This window comes from Streptomyces sp. NPDC090088, from assembly GCF_044747345.1.
Lineage (GTDB): Bacteria > Actinomycetota > Actinomycetes > Streptomycetales > Streptomycetaceae > Streptomyces.
This window is the reverse complement of sequence record NZ_JBIVDZ010000002.1, coordinates 905648-922509: the sequence shown is the minus strand read 5'-3', so window position 1 is coordinate 922509 and position 16862 is coordinate 905648. Positions and strand designations below refer to the sequence as shown.

12 protein-coding genes are annotated in these 16862 nt (G+C 72.9%); 3 read left to right on the top strand and 9 right to left on the bottom strand.

All coding sequences use genetic code 11. The features are described 5' to 3' along the window. Nucleotides 1–10: 10 nt before the first annotated feature. Nucleotides 11–397 (bottom strand): MGMT family protein, encoded by a 387-nt coding sequence (locus ACIPSJ_RS12900; protein WP_401345518.1) that lies wholly within the window; start codon nucleotides 395–397, stop codon nucleotides 11–13. 200 nt (nucleotides 398–597) lie between these two features. Here ACIPSJ_RS12900 and ACIPSJ_RS12895 point away from each other — a divergent pair, with 200 nt between their 5' ends. The 3 genes from ACIPSJ_RS12895 (at nucleotide 598) to ACIPSJ_RS12885 (ending at nucleotide 6661) form a co-directional block, all read left to right on the top strand. Further along, nucleotides 598–3345, top strand: coding sequence for a lysylphosphatidylglycerol synthase domain-containing protein (locus tag ACIPSJ_RS12895; RefSeq protein ID WP_401345516.1), 2748 nt, complete (start codon nucleotides 598–600; stop codon nucleotides 3343–3345). Nucleotides 3346–3407: 62 nt separating this feature from the next. Then, nucleotides 3408–4949, top strand: coding sequence for an alpha/beta hydrolase (locus ACIPSJ_RS12890; protein ID WP_359220093.1), 1542 nt, complete (start codon nucleotides 3408–3410; stop codon nucleotides 4947–4949). A 155-nt stretch (nucleotides 4950–5104) separates the two neighbouring features. Further along, nucleotides 5105–6661: an alpha/beta hydrolase gene (locus ACIPSJ_RS12885; RefSeq protein WP_401345514.1), complete on the top strand. Its 1557-nt coding sequence runs from the start codon at nucleotides 5105–5107 to the stop codon at nucleotides 6659–6661. A 62-nt stretch (nucleotides 6662–6723) separates the two neighbouring features. Here ACIPSJ_RS12885 and moeZ read toward each other — a convergent pair whose 3' ends face one another. From moeZ to ACIPSJ_RS12845, 8 genes are all read right to left on the bottom strand, one after another. Beyond that, nucleotides 6724–7902: an adenylyltransferase/sulfurtransferase MoeZ gene (gene moeZ, locus ACIPSJ_RS12880; protein WP_181805304.1), complete on the bottom strand. Its 1179-nt coding sequence runs from the start codon at nucleotides 7900–7902 to the stop codon at nucleotides 6724–6726. Between the two features lie 63 nt (nucleotides 7903–7965). Further along, nucleotides 7966–8715 (bottom strand): spherulation-specific family 4 protein, encoded by a 750-nt coding sequence (locus tag ACIPSJ_RS12875; RefSeq protein WP_401345512.1) that lies wholly within the window; start codon nucleotides 8713–8715, stop codon nucleotides 7966–7968. Further along, nucleotides 8703–9662 carry an NAD-dependent epimerase/dehydratase family protein gene (locus tag ACIPSJ_RS12870; RefSeq protein WP_355715770.1) on the bottom strand — a complete coding sequence of 320 codons (960 nt, stop codon included), beginning with the start codon at nucleotides 9660–9662 and terminating at the stop codon, nucleotides 8703–8705. The genes ACIPSJ_RS12875 and ACIPSJ_RS12870 overlap by 13 nt, the downstream gene beginning before the upstream one ends. Nucleotides 9663–9843: 181 nt before the next feature. Then, on the bottom strand, nucleotides 9844–11178 hold the full coding sequence (locus ACIPSJ_RS12865; protein WP_401345510.1) for a hypothetical protein: 1335 nt from the start codon (nucleotides 11176–11178) through the stop codon (nucleotides 9844–9846). Then, on the bottom strand, nucleotides 11175–12929 hold the full coding sequence (locus ACIPSJ_RS12860; RefSeq protein ID WP_401345508.1) for a glycosyltransferase: 1755 nt from the start codon (nucleotides 12927–12929) through the stop codon (nucleotides 11175–11177). The genes ACIPSJ_RS12865 and ACIPSJ_RS12860 overlap by 4 nt, the downstream gene beginning before the upstream one ends. A gap of 256 nt (nucleotides 12930–13185) precedes the next feature. Beyond that, nucleotides 13186–14778 (bottom strand): dipeptide ABC transporter ATP-binding protein, encoded by a 1593-nt coding sequence (locus ACIPSJ_RS12855; RefSeq protein ID WP_401345506.1) that lies wholly within the window; start codon nucleotides 14776–14778, stop codon nucleotides 13186–13188. Beyond that, the gene (locus ACIPSJ_RS12850) at nucleotides 14775–15773 is read right to left on the bottom strand and encodes an ABC transporter permease (RefSeq protein ID WP_359220074.1); all 999 of its coding nucleotides are present in this window, start codon (nucleotides 15771–15773) and stop codon (nucleotides 14775–14777) included. Before ACIPSJ_RS12850 ends, ACIPSJ_RS12855 begins: the two co-directional genes overlap by 4 nt. Continuing rightward, on the bottom strand, nucleotides 15770–16861 hold the full coding sequence (locus tag ACIPSJ_RS12845; protein ID WP_401345504.1) for an ABC transporter permease: 1092 nt from the start codon (nucleotides 16859–16861) through the stop codon (nucleotides 15770–15772). Before ACIPSJ_RS12845 ends, ACIPSJ_RS12850 begins: the two co-directional genes overlap by 4 nt. Between the last annotated feature and the right edge of the window lies 1 nt (nucleotide 16862).

Genomic DNA, 16862 nt, shown 5'->3' with positions numbered 1-16862 from the left:
GCGGAAGCTGTCAGGTGTGAGCCTCCGTGTCCGCGCCGCCGTCCCACCGCGCCCGCCTCATGTCGAGCCGCGGCAGATGGCCCTGCGCGGCCCTGCTCGCCTCCTTCAGCGGCGTGCCCTCCGCGCGGTAGTGATCCAGCGCACGCAGCTCGTGCCCCGGGAGCAGGACCCCGTCGGCGCGCACCACACGCCACCACGGGACGGCACCGCCGTAGAGCGACATCACACGCCCGACCTGGCGCGGCCCTCCCTCCTCCAGCCACTCCGCGACGTCGCCGTAGGTCATCACGCGCCCGGGCGGGATCCGCTCGGCGACCTCCAGGACCCGCTCGGCATACTCGGGAAGTTCGTCCGCGTACCCCTCTCGGGTGTCCTCGGGAAGGCTCTGCTCGCTCATTCGCCCCATCCTGCCGCACCCCACCGACAACCCGTGCGGTGCGCGTGCGGCCTCCGTCTCGCCCTCTCGCGGCGCTTGGGGCAGACTGTGCGCCCCCGCATCTGCACCCTGATGCCCTCCGGTGTCGGTGGGGCATGCCACCATCGTGCGGGCGGTGACTGGTGATACGAGATCAAGAAGAGACGACCGAGCAGCAGGGCGTGCACCCCGACAGAGCGGCGGGCACCTCTGACGCCGCCGCACGCCCGGACGCCGCCCGCTCGAACGCCGAGAACCGGGACTCCGTGGGCCAGGACGACAGCACGCACCCCGGCACCGCCGCCGAACCCGATGTCTCCGAGGACGTCTCCGAGGCGGAACACGTGCCGGACGAACTGCACACCGACGAGGTGGAGGGCGACGAACCGCTGCTCCCCGCGCGCGTGCACCGCCCCTCCGACCTCATGCGTCTGCTGGTCGGCGTGCTCGCCGTGGCCGTGCTGCTCGGGATCGCCGCGTTCGCGCACGGCACGACCTCCGGCCTCGAACAGGACATCAACAAGGGCACCGGACAGGCCCCCGACCTGCTGATCAGGTTCGCGGGGCTGGCCTCCAGCATCGCGATCCTGCTGGTGCCGGTCGCGTTCGCGATCGAGCGGCTGATCAAGCGGGACGGGCTGCGCATCGCCGACGGCGTGCTCGCCGCCGTCCTCGCGCACGGAGTGACCCTCGCCACCGACCTGTGGGTGGCGAGAGCCGCCCCGGGCTCCATCCAGGAGGCGCTCACCCAGCCCTCCCCCGGTGACATCCACGCCCTCACCGACCCCGTGCACGGCTATCTCGCGCCCGTCATCGCCTATATGACGGCCGTCGGCATGTCCCGGCGGCCGAGATGGCGCTCGGTCCTGTGGATCGTGCTGCTGCTCGACGCGTTCTCCATGCTGGTCACCGGGTACACCACACCGTTCTCGATCATCCTCACGGTGCTGATCGGCTGGACCGTCGCCTACGGCACGCTGTACGCGGTCGGCTCGCCCAACGTCCGCCCCACCGGGCGGACCCTGCTGGCGGGCCTCAGGCACGTCGGCTTCCACCCGGTCGGCGCGGCCCGCGAGGAGGCCCTCGACAGCGAGAACGGCGACCGGGGACGGCGCTACTTCGTCACCCTGGAGGACGGCCCGCCGCTGGACGTCACGGTCGTCGACCGGGAGCAGCAGGCCCAGGGATTCTTCTACCGCGCGTGGCGCAATCTGACCCTGCGCGGCTTCGCCACCCGCTCCAGCCTGCAGTCCCTGCGCCAGGCCCTGGAGCAGGAGGCACTGCTGGCGTACGCGGCGATCGCGGCCGGCGCCAACGCCCCGAAGCTGATCGCCACCTCCGAGCTGGGTCCCGACGCGGTGATGCTCGTCTACGAGCACACCGGCGGCCGCACCCTGGACTCGCTGGCCGACGAGGAGATCACCGACGAACTGCTGCGCAACACCTGGCACCAGGTGGCGGCGCTGCAGTCGCGCCGGATCGCGCACCGCAGGCTCGCCGGAGACGCCATCCTCGTGGACCGTTCCGGCACGGTGATCCTCACCGACCTGCGCGGCGGTGAGATCGCCGCCGGCGAGCTGCTGCTGCGCATGGACGTCGCCCAGCTGGTCACCACGCTCGGTCTGCGGGTGGGTGCCGAGCGGGCGGTGGCCTCGGCGGTCGGTGTCCTCGGCCCCGACGCCGTCGCCGACTGTCTGCCGATGCTCCAGCCGATCGCGCTCACCCGGTCCACGCGCGCGACGCTGCGCAGACTCGCCAGGGAGCGCGCCCAGCGCGAGCGCGACGCCGTCCTGGAGGCGTCCAGGCAGGCCAAGCAGGCCCGTCTGGAGGAGTCGGTCGAGAAGCCCGACAAGAAGACGGTGCGCGCCGAGCAGCGGGCCGAGAAGCGGGCCCTGGACGAGGCCCTGGACGAGGCGCGCGAGGAGGACCTGCTCACCCAGATCCGGCACCAGGTGTTGCGGATCAGACCGCAGGCCCCCGTGGAGCCGGCGCGGCTGGAGCGGGTCCGGCCGCGCACGCTGATCAGTTTCATGGCCGGTGCGGTCGGCGCGTACTACCTGCTCACCCAGCTCACCCACATCGAGTTCGACACCCTGTTCGCGCAGGCCCAGTGGGGCTGGGTGCTCGCCGCCGTGGCGTTCTCGGCGCTCAGCTACGTCGCCGCCGCGATGGCGCTCCTCGGGTTCGTGCCCGAGCGGGTGCCGTTCGTGCGGACCGTGGCGGCGCAGGTGGCCGGCTCCTTCGTGAAGATCGTGGCACCGGCCGCCGTCGGCGGTGTGGCTCTGAACACGCGCTTCCTGCAGCGCGCCGGCGTGCGCCCCGGACTGGCGGTCGCGAGCGTCGGCGCCTCCCAGCTGTTCGGACTGGGCTGCCACATCCTGATGCTGCTGTCCTTCGGCTATCTCACCGGTACCGAGAAGACCCCCTCCCTGTCCCCGTCCCGCACGGTCATCGCGGGCCTGCTGACCGTCGCCGTCCTGGTCCTCGTGGTGACCTCGGTGCCGTTCCTGCGGAAGTTCCTCGTCACGCGCGTGCGGTCGCTCTTCGCGGGTGTCGTGCCGCGCATGCTGGACGTGCTGCAGCGGCCGCAGAAACTCGTCACCGGCATCGGCGGCATGCTGCTGCTGACCGCCTGCTTCGTGATGTGCCTGGACGCCTCCATCCGCGCGTTCGGCGACGAGTCGACCTCGCTGAGCATCGCCAGTGTCGCCGTCGTCTTCCTGGCCGGAAACGCGCTCGGCTCCGCGGCGCCCACCCCGGGCGGTGTCGGCGCGGTCGAGGCGACCCTGACCGTCGGCCTGATCGCCGTCGGCCTCCCCAAGGAGGTCGCGGCCCCCGCGGTCCTGCTCTACCGGCTGCTGACCCTGTGGCTGCCGGTCCTGCCGGGCTGGCTGGCCTTCAACCACCTCACACGCAAGGGCGCGCTCTAGGGCCGTACCTCGTACGGCTCGCGCCCCGCGCGCGGGACCGTGGGCGACCCCAGGATGGGATCATGCCGAACCCCTTCCGGATCCGTGTCGCCGCCCTGACCACCGCCCTGGTGCTGTCCTCCGTGCTGACCGGGTGCAGCGACGGTTCCAAGGACGGGGATCTGACGGCACAGAAGCTGGACTGGAAGGACTGCCCGGCCCCCGACGAGGCCGAGGGCGGTGGCGACACCCCGTCACCGCTGCCCGGCGGCGGCAACTGGCAGTGCGCCACCATGAGGGCGCCCCTGGACTGGTCGAAACCGAAGGGCGCCACGATCGGTCTCGCGCTGATCCGCGCCAGGGCCAGCGGCGCCGCGGACAAGCGGATCGGCTCCCTGATCTTCAACTTCGGCGGACCCGGCGGCAGCGGCGTCACCACCCTCCCCGCCTTCGGCGAGGACTACGCCGCCCTGCGCACCCGCTACGACCTGGTCAGCTTCGACCCGCGCGGAGTCGGCCGCAGCGACCCCGTGGAGTGCGAGAACGACGCCCAGCTCGACGACTTCTTCCAGCAGGACGGAACGCCCGACACCAGCGCCGAGCGCACCCAGCTCATCAACCGCACCAAGCAGTTCAACGCCGCCTGCGAGAAGAACTCCAAGACGATCCTGCCGCACGTGCGCACCACCGACGCCGCCCGCGACATGGACCTGATGCGCCAGGTGCTCGGGGACAGACAGCTGCACTACTTCGGCATCTCCTACGGCACCGAACTCGGCGGCGTCTACGCCCACCTCTTCCCGAAGAACGTGGGCCGGGCCGTTCTCGACGCCGTCGTCGACCCCACCCAGAACCCGGAGGAGAGCTCGCTCGGGCAGGCCAAGGGCTTCCAGCTCGCGCTCGACAACTTCGCCCAGGACTGCACCTCGAAGACCACCGAGTGCCCGATCGGCGACACCCCGCAGGACGTGAAGGACCGCATCGCAGGGCTCCTCGCGGACCTCGACAAGAAGCCGATCCCCGGCATCCTCCCCCGCATGCTGACCCAGACCGCCGCCACCAACGGCATCGCCCAGTCCCTGTACTCCAAGGACTTCTGGGAGTACCTCACCGAGGGTCTGGAGGAGGCGTACGACGGCGACGGGAAGATCCTGATGCTGCTGTCCGACTCGATGAACGGCCGCAGCCAGAACGGCGAGTACAGCAACATCACGGCGGCGAACATCGCCATCAACTGCGCCGACGAGAAGCCGCGGTACACCGCCGACTACGTCCAGCAGCGCCTGCCCACGTTCCGCGCCGCGTCCCCGCTGTTCGGCGACTACCTCGCCTGGGGCATGGTCAGCTGCACCGACTGGGCGGTGCCCGGCGCGGCCGACCACCCCGACGTCAGCGCGCCCGGCTCGGCGCCGATCCTGGTCGTGGGCAACACCGGGGATCCGGCCACCCCGTACGAGGGGGCGAGGAAGATGGTGGAGGCGCTCGGGAAGGGCGTCGGGGTGGAACTGACGTACAAGGGGCAGGGGCACGGGGCGTACGACAGCAAGAACAAGTGCGTACAGGGCGCCGTGAACGGCTACTTGCTGGAGGGGACGGTACCGAAGGCCGGAACGGTCTGCAGCTGACCCCCGGTTGACCACCCCTCGATCCCGAGGCGCCGCAAAACCGCAGGTCAAAAGGTTATCCACAGGCTGCGACGGCCGTCGCCCACGCCGCCTACTATGACCAGACCGCTTTCCGCGGCGAATGAGCGGAGAGCCTGTGTGGGGGGTGTGCGCGCATGTTGCGATCTGTACGGTGGGCGGCCGCTGTCGCCGCGGGGCTGCTCATGGCCGGGTGCAGCAGTGGGTCGTCGGGTGGGGGCACCGAGGAGGGGAAGGCCTCGTCCGGGCAGCCGTCGGCCGCCACGTCCAGCACCACGGGCTCGGCCGCACTGCCCTCCTCCCTCACCTCCCAGAAGCTCGACTGGAGCCGCTGCAAGGCCACTTCCGACTCGGCCGCGCCCGGTGACGAGTGGCGGTGCGCGACGCTCAAGGTCCCGTTGGACTGGGCGAAGCCGGACGGGGAGACCATCGGGCTGGCGCTGATCCGGGCGCAGGCGAGCGGCGGATCGGGCCGGCGGATCGGCTCGCTGCTGTTCAACTTCGGCGGTCCCGGCGGCTCCGGCGTCTCGACGATGCCGTACTACGCGACCACCGTCTCCGCGCTGCGTGAGCGGTACGACCTGGTGAGCTGGGATCCGCGCGGAGTGGGCGCCAGCGAGGGGATCCGCTGCCGCAGCGACAAGGCCATCCAGGCCGCCGAGCCGATCGACGCGACACCGGACACGCCGGCGGAGGAGACGGCGTACTTCCAGGACGCCGCCGACTTCGGCAAGGGCTGCCAGAAGGCCGCCGGGCAGCTGATCGCGCATGTCTCGACGACCGACACGGCCCGCGACATGGACCTGATGCGCCGGGTGCTCGGGGACTCGAAGATGCACTACTTCGGCATCTCCTACGGCACCGAACTGGGCGGTGTGTACGCCCACTTGTTCCCGAAGAACGTGGGGCGGCTGATCCTGGACGCGGTGGTCGACCCGACCGCGGACTCGGTCGGTCACGCGAAGAACCAGGCCCAGGGCTTCCAGCGGGCGCTGGACGACTATCTGAAGTCCACCGGGCAGGACCCGGAGCAGGGTTCGCAGAAGATCGCGGACCTGCTGACCCGGCTCGACGCGAAGCCGCTTCCGACGTCCTCCGGGCGGAAGCTGACCCAGACGCTCGCGGTCACCGGCATCGTCCTGCCGCTGTACAGCCAGGACAGCTGGCCGACGCTGACCAGCGCGCTGCGGGCGGCCGGGGAGGGCGACGGCTCGGAGCTGCTCTCACTCGCGGACCAGTACAACGACCGGGACTCCTCGGGGCACTACGGCACGACCACGCACTCCCAGCGGGTCATATCGTGCCTGGACGACAAGCAGCGGCCGACGCTCGCCCAGACGAAGAAGCTGCTGCCTCAGTTCGAGAAGATCTCGCCCGTGTTCGGGGACTTCCTGGGCTGGGACACGGCCGGCTGGTGCCACGACTGGCCGGTGGCCGGGGAGTACGACACTCCGGAGGTGAGCGCCCCGGGGGCGGCCCCGATCCTGCTGGTCGGCAACACCGGCGACCCGGCGACGCCGTACGAGGGCGCCCGGCGGATGGCGGACGAGCTGGGCAAGGGCGTCGGGGTCGAGCTGACCTGGAAGGGCGAGGGCCACGGGGCGTACGGCAGCGGGAGCGACTGCGTGGACTCGACGGTAGACGCCTATCTGCTCAGCGGCACGGTCCCGAAGGACGGCAAGGTCTGCTCATGACGAAGGCGGGGGCTCCGGGCACCTGTCGTGCCCGAGGCCCCCGCCCTCGGCGGAGCCTGTACTCAGTAGACCGGCTTCGACGGCTCGATCTGGTTGACCCATCCGATGACGCCGCCGCCCACGTGGACGGCGTCCGCGAAGCCCGCGGACTTCAGGACCGCGAGGACCTCCGCACTGCGGACACCCGTCTTGCAGTGCAGAACGATCTTCTTGTCCTGTGGCAGGCCCTCCAGGGCGGTGCCGAGGAGGAACTCGTTCTTCGGGATCAGCTTGGCGCCCGGGATGGAGACGATCTCGTACTCGTTCGGCTCGCGGACGTCGATGATCTCGATGTTCTCGCCGTCGTCGATCCACTCCTTGAGCTGCTTGGGAGTGATCGTCGAGCCAGCGGCCGCCTGCTGGGCCTCCTCGGAGACGACGCCGCAGAAGGCCTCGTAGTCGATGAGCTCGGTGACGGTCGGGTTCTCGCCGCAGACCGCGCAGTTCGGGTCCTTGCGGACCTTGACCTGGCGGTACTGCATCTCCAGGGCGTCGTAGATCATCAGACGGCCGACCAGGGGCTCACCGGTGCCGGTGAGGACCTTGATGGCCTCGGTGACCTGGATGGAGCCGATGGACGCGCACAGCACGCCCAGCACGCCGCCCTCGGCGCAGGAGGGGACCATGCCCGGCGGCGGGGGCTCCGGGTAGAGGCAGCGGTAGCAGGGACCGTACTCGGACCAGAAGACCGAGGCCTGGCCGTCGAAGCGGTAGATCGAGCCCCAGACGTACGGCTTGTTCAGCAGCACGCACGCGTCGTTGACCAGGTAGCGGGTGGCGAAGTTGTCCGTGCCGTCGACGATCAGGTCGTACTGGCTGAAGATGTCCATCACGTTCTCGGCCTCGAGCCGCTCTTCGTGCAGGACCACGTTCACGTACGGGTTGATGCCGAGGACGGAGTCACGGGCGGACTCCGCCTTGGAGCGGCCGATGTCGGCCTGGCTGTGGATGATCTGGCGCTGCAGGTTCGACTCGTCGACCTCGTCGAACTCCACGATGCCGAGGGTGCCGACACCCGCGGCGGCCAGGTACATCAGCGCCGGCGAGCCCAGGCCGCCGGCGCCGACACAGAGCACCTTGGCGTTCTTCAGCCGCTTCTGCCCGTCCATCCCGACGTCCGGGATGATCAGGTGGCGGGAGTACCTGCGGACCTCGTCTACGGTGAGCTCAGAAGCTGGCTCGACCAGGGGTGGCAGCGACACGGAGACTCCGTTGATCGGTCAATCACTACGTTTGTTCTCCCTGTAACACTGCCACGGGCTTCTTCATTCCGAGACACCTGTTCCGATCCGCGAGACGATTTCGTCCCAGTAACCGGGCATGGCCTCCCAGGGGTCGGCTCTGCCGCCGTGGTCCGTGCGGTCGGTGAAGTAGATGGTCGACGCGCCCTGCCAGCGGGCGATGCGCAGCGCCTCGTCGAGGTGGCCGAGGGGCACGCCGTGGACGAAGTGGCAGAAGCGGTCCGGCGGGTAGTCGGCGGTCCACTCGGCGACCTGGGACCAGCGGTAGTCGCCCCAGGGGCCCGCGAAGGTCACCAACTGGTCGGCGTTCTCGGCGTAGCCCGGGTGCGGGTGGGTGCCGTGGCCGAGGACGATGTGGGGATCGTCACCGAGGGCGCGGAGCGCGGCGACGGCCCGGCGGATCCCGGGGAGCGCGGTGCGCTCGGTGGGGCAGCGGTCCAGCAGGAAGCCGTCGACGCGGTACCAGTCGTGGAAGTGCCGGGCGTCGGTGAGCAGGTCGGCCCGGGGGCGGGCGCCATAGCCGGTGTCCAGGTGACCGAGGACGCGGATGCCCGCGTTGCGGAGCCGGCCGGCCGCCTCCAGGCAGTGCGGGTCGGGGCGGCTGCCGGGGCCGTTCGCCACGTCGAGGACGACCCAGTGCAAGGGCGTGCCGGGGCGGGTGAGTTCGGCCCACTGGGCGGGAGCGAGCAGCGGGTGGGCGTAGCCGGGGATGCCGAAGGCGGTGCGGAAGCCGGTGGTCGCGGGGCCCGTCCGGGTGCTGGTCAGATGCGGCACGCCGCCTCCATCCAGATGTCCGCGAGGGACTCCTCCAGGTTGATGCGGGGCCGCCAGCCGAGCCGGTCGCGGGCGCAGCGCACATCGGCCTGCTGCCAGCTGCCGCAGCCGTCCGGGTACGGGTACGCGACCGGGGCCGCGTGGTCGGGGTCCAGGCGGGGGTGGCCGATGGGGCTGCGCAGCGGTCCCGGGGGGCCGTCGAGTTCGTGCAGGGCGCCGCCGTATCCGGCGACCCGGGCGAGGACAGCGGCGGCGTCGCGGAGCCGCACGGCGCGGCCGGAGCCGATGTTGATGACGCCCTGGGCTGCGGAGAGCGAGGCCGCGTGGACGGCACGGGCGACGTCACGGACGTCGACGAAGTCGCGCTGGGCGCCCAGGCCGCCGAGTTTGAGTTCGCCGTCGCCGGACTGCATGGCGCGGCGCATGGCCTCGGCGAGCCGGCCGAGCGGGGACCCGGCCGGGGTGCCGGGCCCGGCGGGTGAGAAGACGCGCAGGACGACGGCGTCCAGGCCGGAGCCGAGGACCAGTTCGGTGGCGGCGAGCTTGCTGACGCCGTACGGGCCGCCGGGGCGCGGTACGGCGTCCTCGGCCGTGGAGGAGCCGGGCTGGCTCGGGCCGTACTCGGCGCTGCAGCCGACCTGCACCAGGCGGGCGCCGCAGCCGCTGCGGCGCAGGGCCTCGCAGATGGTGGCGACGGCGACGGTGTTGTGCCGGGTGAGTTCGCGGGCGCCGCCGCGGGTGGCGCCGGCGCAGTTCACGATGACGCCCGGGTGGACCGCGTCGAGGAAGCGGGTGAGCGCGCCGGGGCTGCCGGTGGCGAGGTCGAAGCGGACGTCGGCGTCGTCGCCGCGGCCGAGCGCGGTGAGCTGGACGGCCGGGTCGGCGAGCAGCCGGTCGGCGACGAAGCGGCCGAGGTATCCGTTGGCTCCGATCAGCAGAACCCTCATCGTGCGGCTCCCGGGGTGTGCGCTCCGGCGACTCCGGCGGTTCCGGACGCTCCGGGTCCGGGTCGGGAGGTGGTCATCTGGTGGTCTCCTTCTGAGGATGGTGCGGTCGCCTTCGGCGGGATGCCGGGGGTCGGCCGCCGGGACGGCTCGGCGAGGCCTGCGGGGGAAGCGGCGGCTCGGCTCACTCGGGGTCTCCCGTGGGCGCGTGGGCCGAGGCCCGGGTGAGGGTGCGGGTGGCCTGGAGCAGCAGTGCCAGCGCGGCGGCGCCGCAGACGAGCGCCGGGACGCCGCCCGCGCCCCACGCGTCGGTCAGGGCGTTGACGGGGACCGCCAGGAAGGCGCAGCCGGGCAGCCGGCCGGCCAGGACCAGGGCCACGGCCGCCGCTTGTGCCAGGGCAGCGGCGGCGAGGGCCGGGCCGGGGCCCTGCGGGACGTTGTGGACGGTGAGGAGGCGGGCCAGCAGGAGGAGGGCGCCGAGGGTGAGGGCCTCCGGGTAGCCGGCGGGTTCTCCCAGGGCGGCGCCGCACAGCGCGAGCAGGGCGGTGAGGGCGCCCAGGAAGAGCGCGAACGCGCCGAGCAGCAACGGCTGTACGGCCCCGGTGAACTCCTCCAGGCCCCGGCTGCCCGCGAGCCTGCGGCGCGCGCCGACGCCGAGCAGGTGGGCGCTCCAGGCCGCCGGGGCGCAGGCCAGGGTGAGGGCGAGGACGGGGGCGGTGGTCACCGGCCAGGGGCCGTGTGCGGCGCCGGTCGGCAGGCCGTCGGGGCCGCCGTCCACGACGGCACGCAGCAGGCCGTTGCCGAAGAGGGCGTAGGCGAGGAGCCAGCAGGTCCACGCCCGCGGGCCGGTGGCGGTGTGCCGGGCGAGGGTGCGGTCCGGCACGGCCAGGGGGCCGCGGCGCAGCGCCAGGCGGACGGCCAGGGCGACGGCGAGGGCCCCGGCGGCTGCCACCAGGAGGCGTGGCCGGCCCTCGGTGAGCCGTACGCCGGTCACGACGGCCGCACACACGGCGCCCGGGAGAAGTGTGAGCAGCACCCGGTCGGCGCGCACGCCGGGCGCGGGCGCCGGCTCGGGGCGCGGGCGGGGTTCGCCGTCGCGGGGCACGCGTGCGTAGAGCTCCTCGGCGAGCGAGAAGACGTCACGGTGCCGGAAGCGGGCGGCGGTCCGGTCGGTGACCCCGTGCGCTTCGAGGCCGGCGGCGATCTCCAGCGGGTCGACGGCCCGTTCGCACAGGTCGCGATGGCGGTGCAGCAGCGCCTTCACGGGGTCGGCGACGCCTCGGCGGGGGGTGGGCGTACGGCTGCCGACGGGGTGCGGAGCGGCGGCCCGGCTCCGTGCGGAGCCCCCGCCGGCCGCCGGCGGCCGGCTCCCCGCGAAGGTGTCCGCCGCACCGCCCTCCTCGGTGCCCGGCAGCCACTCCCCCGACCGCGCGTCCCAGGCGTCCGCCGCGCCGGGCCGTCCGGGCCGGTCCAGCTCGCCCAGGCCGCCGTTGGCCGTGCCGCCTTCGTCGCCGTTCACAGCGCCCCCTCGGGGGCCGCGAGCGGCGTCGCCCGGACCGGGGCGGGGCGGGCCGGGGCGCCCAGGGCCCAGCCGGGTCCGCCCCGGCTCACCACGCGGGCGGTGGGACCGGTCCAGCGGCCCGGGACATGGGCCTCGGCCGGGACGCCGAACGGCAGGGGCTCGCCGGCCGCGTCGAGGACGACCCGGCGCACCGGGCAGTGCGAGACGATCTCCAGGTAAATGGCGCGAAATGCCGCGATGTTCTGCTCGACGGTGAACAGTTCGAGCGCCCTGGCGCGCGCGGCGGCCCCGAGGCGCTCACGGCGCTCGGGGTCGCGCAGCAGCGCCACGCACGCCTCGGCGAGCGCCCGCGGATTGCGCGGGGGTACGACGAGCCCGGTGCCGCCGATGGCCTCCACCACGGCGCCGACGTCGGTGGAGACGGTCGCGCGGCCGCAGAACATCGCCTCCACCAGTCCGGCCGGGAACCCCTCGACGACGCTGGAGAGGACGACGACCGTGCCGGACGCGTAGGCGTCGGCGAGGGTCGGCGCCTCCGGTCCGCCGATCTCCTCGAAGGCGACCGGGTTGTCACCGACGGCGTGCACGCCCTCGGCCTCGTCGGGGAAGAGCTGTGCGGCGAGCGCCCTGCAGTGGCCCAGGTAGGCGTCGCCCTCCGCGCCGGCCGGGGCCCCCACCACCCGCAGCCGCGCCTTGGGTTCCTCCCTGCGGACCTCCGCGAAGGCGTGCAGCAGCGACACCAGGTCCTTGGACGGCTCGATCCGGCCGACCCACACGAGGGTGTCCGGGTCGGCGCGGTCCGGGGCCTCGCCCACCTCGGTGAACCGGGAGGCCTCCATGCCGGGGTGGACGGTACGGATGCGGGCGCGGTCGGCCCCGCAGCGCTCCTGCCAGCGGCGGGCGTGGGCGTTGCCGGGGGTGATGATCGCGGCGCGGCCGTAGACCTCGGTGGCGAGCCGGCCGTGGAAGGCGGCGAGCAGGGCGCGGACGGCCGGGGTGGCCGCGTCCGGGCCGGAGGCGAGGTAGTGCGAGCGCAGTTGCACGCCGTACTCGGTGACCAGCAGCGGTACGTCGGAGAAGTGCGCGGCGAGCAGGCCGGGCAGGGCGGCCGGGCCGCCCGCGGTGGCGTGGCAGAGGTCGGTGGCGCCGAGGCCGTCGTCGCCGTACCAGTCGAGGGAGAGGGGGCGCAGGGCGCGTTCGAGGTGGGCGGCGACGGCGAGCAGATCGGGCACGCGCGCCTCGCGCGCCGTACCGAGTGCGCCGGGTGCGCGACAGGCGCGCTCCAGCGTGCGCACGGCGGCGTCGGAGCGGAGTGCGCCGACCAGTCCGCCCTCGTCGCGGGCGAGTTCGGCGAGCCCGTAGAGCGCGTTGCCGAAACGGTCCGCCAGATGACCGGGGACGGCGCCGGGGCCGTCCGCGCCGCCTACGCCCTCCGCGCCACCTGGGCCGTCCGTGCCGCCTGCGCCCTCCGTGCCGCCTGGGCCCTCCGCGCCCGGTCCGGCGCACAGCACCCCGGCCAGTTCCGCGTAGCTCTCGACGAAGCGCCGGCGTGCGCGCCGCCCGTACGCGACCCCGTCCTCCTCGGCGGTCCACAGGGGAGCCGTACGCACCCGGCTGACGTGCGGTGGCAGCTCCAGCCAGCCCTCGTCCTCCTGGCGCCTGCTGCGGCTGAGCGCGTAGACGTCGAACTGGTGCTGCCCGAGCCCGCGCACGAGCCGGTCGCACCAGAGCCTGGCGTCACCGCTCACATACGGATAACCACCCTCCGTAAGCAGTCCGATGCGCACGTGTGCACCCCCGATCGATCTCCCGTATGGGGAGCCGCCGTTGCTCCGGCGGCTCGCAGCGGGACGAACGTATGCGGACAAGGCGGTGGCGCGATGGACGGTTGTCCATCGCGCCACCAAAAGGGGTGAACGGTCGTAACTTTCGCGTGCGGGTGGCGTTCGGTCGCGCTAGGCGATCGGACGGCGGCGGAACGTCACGCCCGGAACTGCAGGAACGTCACGCTGTCACGGGCTCCCGCCGCGCCGCCCGCCGCCGGGCCGCCGCCTCGGGGTCGAGCGCGGGTACGGCGGCCAGGAGTTGCCGGGTGTACGGGTCCTGGGCGTGGTCGTAGACCTCGTCGGCGGGCCCGCTCTCCACGATCCGCCCGCGGCGCATGACCGCGACCCGGTCGCTGACCTGCCGTACGACGGCGAGGTCGTGGGCGACGAAGACGAGCGCGAGGCCGAGTTCCCGCTGGAGTTCGCCGAGCAGGGCGACGACCTGGGCCTGGGTGGTGACGTCCAGCGCGGAGACCGGCTCGTCGCAGACGATGACGCGCGGGTCGGCCGCGAGCGCCCGCGCGATGCCCACGCGCTGGCGCTGACCGCCGCTGAACTCGTGCGGATAGCGGTCGTAGTGCGCCCCTTCGAGCCCCACACGCTCCAGCAGTTCGGTCACGCGCTCCCGGATGCGCCCCTCGTCGTGCTCGCCGCGCGCCCGCAGCGGGTCCGCGATCGACTCGCCCACGCTGCGCCGGGGGTTGAGGGAGGACACCGGGTCCTGGAAGACCATCTGGACGGCCGGGTTCACGCCCACGCGCGCGTGCCCGTCGTAACGGACCTCCCCCGCCGTCGGCTCCAGCAGCCCGACCAGCATCCGGCCGAGCGTGGTCTTGCCGCTGCCGCTCTCGCCGACGATGCCGAGGGTCTCGCCCCGGCGGACGGTCAGCGACACGTCGTCCACGGCCGTGACGGCCCGCTTGCCGCGGCCGAACTCGCGCCGCAGACCGGTCGCCTCCAGGACGACCCCGTCGGAGGCCGCCGAGGGGGCGCGGACAGCGTCCACGCGCGGTACGGCGGAGAGCAGTTCGCGGGTGTACGGCTGTGCGGGCGCCCCGAGCACGGCGGTGACCGGCCCCTGCTCGACCACCCGCCCGTGCCGCATGACGAGCACCTGGTCGACGCTCTCGGCGGCGACGCCCACGTCGTGCGTGACGAGCAGCAGGCCCATGCCGGTCTCCTCGCGCAGGGTGTGCAGCAGATCGAGGATCTGGGCCTGGACGGTCACGTCGAGGGCGGTGGTGGGCTCGTCGGCGATCAGCAGGTCGGGTTCGCAGGAGAGCGCCATGGCGATCAGCGCGCGCTGGCGCATGCCGCCGCTGAACTCGTGCGGGCGGGACCGGGACCGGCGCGCCGCGTCCGGGATGCCGACCCGGTCCAGGACCGCCACGGCACGCGCGCGTGCCGCTCGCCGCGACACGCGCGTGTGCACACGGTGGACCTCGGCGATCTGGTCGCCGATCGCGTAGTACGGGTCGAGGGAGGACAACGGGTCCTGGAAGACCATCGCCGCCTTCGCGCCGCGCAGCCGCCGCAGTTCGTCGTCGGAGGCCTGCTGGACGTCGACGCCGGCGACCTCGACGGAACCGCCGACCCGCGCGCCCGTGCCGTGGTGCAGGCCCAGCAGGGCCGAGGCGACCGTGGACTTGCCGGAGCCGGACTCGCCGACCAGGGCGAGGGCGGCGCCCCGCTCCAGCTGGAAGAAGAGCCCGTCCACGGCCCGCAGGTCGCCGAACTCGACGGTCAGATCAGTGACTCGGACGAGACTCACGTCAGTACCACCCGTCGGTCGGCCACCGCGTACAGCACGTCCGCGAGGGCGTTGGCGAGGACCACGAAGAAGCCGATGACCAGGACCATGCCGACCACGACGGGCAGGTCGACCACGGTCACGGCGTGGACGAGCTCCTGGCCGATGCCGGGAAGGCCGAAGAGGGTCTCGATGAGGACCGCGCCGCCCACGGCACTGCCGAAGTCGTTGGCGTTCAGGGCGATGATCGGCGCCAGCGCCCCGCGCAGCGCGTGCCGGCCGACGATCGACCGTTCGCCGACGCCGTAGGCCCGGAAGGTGCGGATGTGGTCCTCGGCGAGCGTCTCCAGCATCGACGCCCGGGTCAGCCGGGCGAAGTAGGCCGCCTCGGCGATCGCGAGGGTGAGCCAGGGCAGCAGCAGGTTCCAGGCCCACTGCTCGGGGTCGTCCGAGAAGGAGACGTACTCCGGGAACGGCAGCAGCTCCAGCTGCCCGCAGACCACGATCATCAGGACGAGGCCGATGACGAAGACCGGCGTGGAGATGCCGGCCAGGGTGAGGCCGGTCAGCGCGCGTTCGGTGAACCGGCCGCGCCGCCAGGCGGAGAGGATGCCGGTGCCGACGCCCAGCAGCAGCCAGAGCACCATCGCGCCGATCACCAGCGACAGGCTGACCGGCAGCTTGTTCAGGATGATCTGGGTGACCTGCTGGTCGCTCTGGTACGAGAGTCCGAGGCAGGGCGCCGAGCAGTGCGCGACGGAGGTTCCGGTCGAGTAGTCCTGGCCGGCGACGATGCCCACCAGGAAGTGCCAGTACCGCAGGTACAGCGGGTCGTCGAGGCGGAGTTGCTGGGTGACCTGGTGCACCTGCTCCGGCGAACAGCGCGGGCCGCAGGTGATCTGGGCGACGTTGCCGGGGGTGACGTAGAAGACGACGTACACGATCACCGAGATGGCGAGCAGAGTGATCAGCGCGCCGACCGCGCGGCGCACGGCGAATCCGGCGAAGCCGCTCATGACCGCGCCTCCTTCGCGACGGTGGTCTCCGCCGTCCCCGGCGCGGTGTCCGCCTTCGCTGTCTCTGCCACAGCGTTCGCCTTCGTCGTCTCTGCCGCAGCGTCCGCCTTCGCCTCCTGCCTGCGGCCCGTGCCGACGCGCAGCCGGGAGGCCGAGCGCGGGTCGAGGGCGGTGCGCACGCCGTCGCCGAGCACGGTGAGGGCGAGCACGGTCACGAACAGGGCGCCGGCGGGCAGCAGCAGGTACTGCGGGGCCGCCTGGTACCAGATGTTGGCGGAGGTGAGCATCTGTCCCCAGGACGGGGTCGGGGGCTTCACACCGACGCCGAGGAAGGACAGCGAGGCCTCGATGGAGATGTTGGCCGGCACCATGAGCGCGGCGTAGGTGATGACGGGCGCGGCGAGGCCGGGCAGCAGTTCCCGGCGGGCGATCCGCCAGGTGCTCCAGCCGCTGAGCCGGGCGGCGGCCACGTAGTCGAGGTTCTTGAGGGAGAGCGTCGCGGCGCGCGCGATCTTCCCGATGGTGCCCCAGGCGACGAAGCCGATGATGAGGGAGACCAGGACCGGCCTCGGGAAGCTGCTGGGCACGACGGCCAGCAGCGCCAGCGCCATGATGATCAGCGGCATGGCCACGATGATGTCGGTGATCCTGCTCAACAGTTGATCAACCCATCGATTGCCGAGCGCGGCCGTGACACCCACGACGACACCGAGGACGACCTGCACGGTGGTCGCCGCCAGCGCGACGCCCAGGGAGACCCGGGCGCCGTAGACCAGCCGCGCGAACAGGTCCCGGCCGGTCTGCGGTTCGACGCCGAGCCAGTGGTCGCCGCTGATGCCGCCCAGGGAGCCGATGGGCACGCCGCCGCGCGCCGAGTCCACCAGGCCGGGGTGGTACGTGGTCGGGTCCTGGCCCTCCAGCGCGGTGAGCAGCGGCGCCGCGAGCGCGACCAGGACGAGCAGCGCGACGACGGCCGCCGCGACGAGGGCGGCGCGCTGCGTGCGCAGCCGCTGCCAGAAACGACGAGCCCCCGAAGCCCCCGAGGCGGCTGCCTCGGGGGCCCGGGAGGCGACAAGTGCCTCGCTCACG